We start from the raw sequence: 4,365 nt of genomic DNA on the forward strand, positions 1-4,365 counted from the left end.
GCATTTATTTATATATAAAAATATACTTATTTTGACAAATGAGTATATTTTTATATATAAATAAACAAATATTTAGTATACTATAATAGTACTAAAGCTAATTAAAGATACAAAAGACATGGGAGGTACAAGTATTGTTCAAGAAATTATTAAATTTTATAAAAGTTACTAAAGAAGAAAAAATATCTACAGAAGAAGTTGAAGTTAAAGATAGCCTAGAAGAAAAGATTGATGGAATTGATTCTCAAAGCTTAGAAATAAATGAAGATGTAGATACAACTTTAAATATCGAAGAATTAGAAAATAATACGACTGAAGAAGTAGTTGAAATAAAAAATGAAGAAGTTGGGAATATACAATCAGACGAACAAGTTACTGTAAAAAAACAAATGAACTGTGAAGATAATATAAATATAACTAAAGAAGAAAATATTACAGTAGAAATTCCGGAAGAAGAAAAACAATACGTAAAATCAATAAAGATACAAAGAGAAAAAAGAATAAAAGCTATAGATGTTTACACAAATGATGAAAGTATATTTGAAAGTTATAAAGAGTGTAGTAAATCATTAGGTGTTCCAATTCAATACATAAAAGAAAACTTAGAATATGGATATACTGATTTTTTTGGAGAAGCTGTAAACTTTTTAAGTAAAAAGCTTAAATTAGATGTAAGTAATAAATCTATGGGAGATAAAAATATAGTTGAAATATTTAATTTTTTACATAATGAATTATGGAATCCTGATATGGATGAAGAAAAAAGAGAAGAAATTCTATGTAGCGAAAAAATAGAACCAGTTCATATGCACTATAAATTTGAAATAATGGATGATGAATATGATGATTATTATAAAAAATATGGCAAAATAATTCGTCGTGGGGGTAAGAAAAAAATTGAGCTTGTAGATAAAAAAAATGAAGTTATAGATGTGTTTAAATCATTAGACGACTGTGCGAATTTTTTTGGTAAGAATAAAAGTGAAATAACAGAGAGATTAAAATGTGGTGAATGTAAAATTGGTAGATACCAAATAAGGTACAGCCTGAGACGATAGTTAATTAATAAACTATATAAAATGAAAGAAAAAATGGAAACAAATTCATAAGTCTGAATATATTCTATATAAGAAATTAAAAATTTCTAAAATATATAGGAGGGCTTATGGAAAGTATAATAAATTCCATCAACAACGTTTTATGGAGTAATGCACTTATTGCATTATGCTTAGGAACAGGATTGTATTTCTCGTTAAGAACAAGATTCTTACAGGTTAGACACTTAAATGACATGGTAGTACTTTTAGCAAAGGGTGAAAAATCTGATAAAGGTATATCGTCATTTCAAGCGCTTTGTACATCACTTGCAGGAAGGATAGGTACTGGAAATATAGCAGGGGTTGCTACAGCTATTGCTATGGGAGGTCCAGGAGCTTTATTTTGGATGTGGGCTATTGCATTTTTAGGAGCTGGATCGGCATTTGTGGAATCTACATTAGCTCAGATTTACAAAGAAGAAGATAACGGTGAGTATAGAGGTGGACCTGCATACTATATTGAAAAAGGTATGGGTGTTAAATGGTATGCTATATTATTTGCAGTAGCAACTTTAATTGCTATGGGAATTTTTCTTCCAGGGGTACAATCAAATTCAATTTCAGCGGGAATAGAAAATGCATTTGGGATAAGTAAGTCTATATCTGGATTAGTGATTATAATACTACTTGGATTAATTATATTTGGTGGAATTAAAAGAATCAGCTCTTTTGCAGAACTTATAGTACCATTTATGGGTTTAGCATATATATTAATGGCATTAGTTATTATAGCTATAAATATTGAAAAATTACCAGAAGTTGTATCTTTAATATTTAAATCAGCATTTGGAACAGAGCAGGCATTCGCAGGTATTTTAGGTTCTACTATAGCTTGGGGAGTAAAGCGTGGAGTATATTCTAATGAAGCTGGGCAAGGTACAGGTCCACAAGCAGCTGCAGCTGCAGAAGTATCTCATCCTGCTAAACAAGGGTTTGTTCAAGCATTTTCTGTATATGTAGATACATTGTTTGTTTGTTCAGCTACTGGATTTATGTTATTAATGACAGGTAAATACAATGTATATGGCGCAAGTAATCAATTGATTGTTCAAAATTTACATGGTGTTGAAGTTGGGCCTGCATTTACACAAAGTGCGGTAGATACATTGATACCTGGATTTGGATCAGCATTTGTTGCTGTAGCTCTTTTCTTCTTTGCATTTACGACACTTATGGCATATTACTATATTTCAGAAGTTAACTTAGCTTATTTATCAAAGCGAATTTTGAATAATAATGAAAGCACTAAAAAGATATTGATAAATATATTAAAAGTAGCTATATTAGCATCAACATATTATGGATGTGTTAAAACATCTACAGTAGCCTGGACTTTAGGGGATATAGGCGTAGGACTTATGGCCTGGATAAATATAATTGCAATATTAATAATTTCAAAACCAGCACTTATAGCACTAAAAGATTATGAAGAGCAAAAGAAACTTGGAATACCTAGAGAAAAAATTGACTTTAACCCAATAAAACTTGGCATAAAAAATGCAACTTTATGGGAAGAAAGATTAAATAATAAAAATAAATAACATTAAAAAAAGCTTCTAAATTAGAAGCTTTTTTTAATGTTATTTATTTTTTTTCCATGTATATACATAAAAACTTAATACTTCTTTTATTGAATTTCCTATGAATGTGTAAGATTCGTCATCTAAGTTTGCTAATGAAACCCTGACAGACCACTCAGGTCCAAAGAATCCATGTCCACTTAGTAAAACTATAGAGTAATTATTAGCTAACTTAAACAACATATCTGCAGGCTTATAATTGTCTTTTATAAAATTAGCAAAATCTTCACCGTAGTTATTTGTAGCCCACTTCATTATATCGAATATTACATAATAAGAAGCATCATTTTCGTTTTCAATTAAATCTACTCCTAATGTATCATAGAAAAGCTTTTGTCTACGTTTACATATAGATATATTGACGCTTTTATAGTTATCATCTTTATCTATTAAAGCGAATGCTGAGAAAAATGCCATTTGAACTTGTTGAGGAGTTGATAAACCAGCAGTATGGTTAAGCGCAACCATCCTACTATCTGCAACTATTCTGTCCATAAATGATATTTTATCTGGGTTTAAACTCATATCGCTATAACGTTTATTTACAGATGCTTTTAAATCATCAGGTAATTCATTTATAAGTTTTTCAAATACATTATTTTCATGTAAAGCTAAAGTACCTAAACGCCAGCCAGTAACACCAAAGTATTTAGAGAATGAATAAGCGCCTATAGTGTTATAAGGTAAGCTAGCCATTAAAGATTTAAATCCAGGTACAAAAGTTCCATAAACATCGTCAGATATTATCATTAAGTTAGGATGATGGTTTGTAACTACATCTACTAAATTATTACAACTATTTTCATCTAGTGCTATAGATGCTGGGTTGTTAGGATTAACTATGAATAAAGCTTTTATAGATTTATCACAAAGTTTTTCTAATTCTTTTTTAGAATATTGCCAAGTGTGATTGTTACTTTCATCTATTTCATCAGCATTTACGAAAACTACATCAAAATTGTACCTTGGTAAATGTGGGATTTCTAAATAAGGTGTAAATATAGGAGTCATGATAGCTATTTTATCGCCTTTTCTTAATAACTCATTAGCCATTAAAGAATCGAATATATAACACATAGCAGCTGTTGCACCTTCTACCGCAAATATACTTAAAGGTCCACCCTTTTTAGTATCATATTTCATTTCTTTTATTAAATACTTAGTAACTATTTGCTCTATATGAACAAGTATTCTATCAGGAGATGGATAGTTATCACCTATTATTGCATCAGCTAATTCAAATACCCAAGAGTCTGGATCAAAGTCAAATTCTTCTATTCCATAATCAACAATATTCTTAGCTAAACTAGCTCCAGGCATATTTAAATTGTCATAAATATATTGATAAAAACGAGTAGCGATTCCTTCTTTTTTTGGCATACCAGCTAAATCACCTTCGTTCCAAGTTCTACGAGTTTCGTTAACGGCAAACTGTCCAAATGTAAAAAATGCTTCACGAGGTGTTGCTGCTGTCCAGTTAGGATTACCACGACCAGCATCTAAAACTCTTCTTCCGCTTTCCATAGCTCTGAACTTAGCAAGCTTGATTAACTTATCTTTAAATTCAAAAGGGCTAATTTTTCCATAAACATCATTGATTTCTTTAAAGTTATATCTGCGCATATATATACACACTCCTTTTTTATCTGCAATTAATATCTATAATGTAACAAAATATTAAAAAGTTT

The 4,365-nt window shown here is 29.7% G+C and carries 3 protein-coding genes; 2 read left to right on the forward strand and 1 reads right to left on the reverse strand.

What is annotated here, in order from left to right:
* Nucleotides 1–134 precede the first annotated feature (134 nt).
* Nucleotides 135–1,058 carry a hypothetical protein gene (locus VN21_RS09550; RefSeq protein WP_052952029.1) on the forward strand — a complete coding sequence of 308 codons (924 nt, stop codon included), beginning with the start codon at nt 135–137 and terminating at the stop codon, nt 1,056–1,058.
* Nucleotides 1,059–1,165: 107 nt separating this feature from the next.
* The gene (locus VN21_RS09555; RefSeq protein ID WP_046823056.1) at nt 1,166–2,638 is read left to right on the forward strand and encodes an alanine/glycine:cation symporter family protein; all 1,473 of its coding nucleotides are present in this window, start codon (nt 1,166–1,168) and stop codon (nt 2,636–2,638) included.
* Between the two features lie 39 nt (nt 2,639–2,677).
* Here VN21_RS09555 and aspD read toward each other — a convergent pair whose 3' ends face one another.
* On the reverse strand, nt 2,678–4,300 hold the full coding sequence (aspD, locus tag VN21_RS09560; RefSeq protein ID WP_046823057.1) for an aspartate 4-decarboxylase: 1,623 nt from the start codon (nt 4,298–4,300) through the stop codon (nt 2,678–2,680).
* Between the last annotated feature and the right edge of the window lie 65 nt (nt 4,301–4,365).

Origin of the sequence: Paraclostridium benzoelyticum, assembly GCF_001006285.1 — a bacterium.
GTDB classification, from domain to species: domain Bacteria; phylum Bacillota; class Clostridia; order Peptostreptococcales; family Peptostreptococcaceae; genus Paraclostridium; species Paraclostridium benzoelyticum.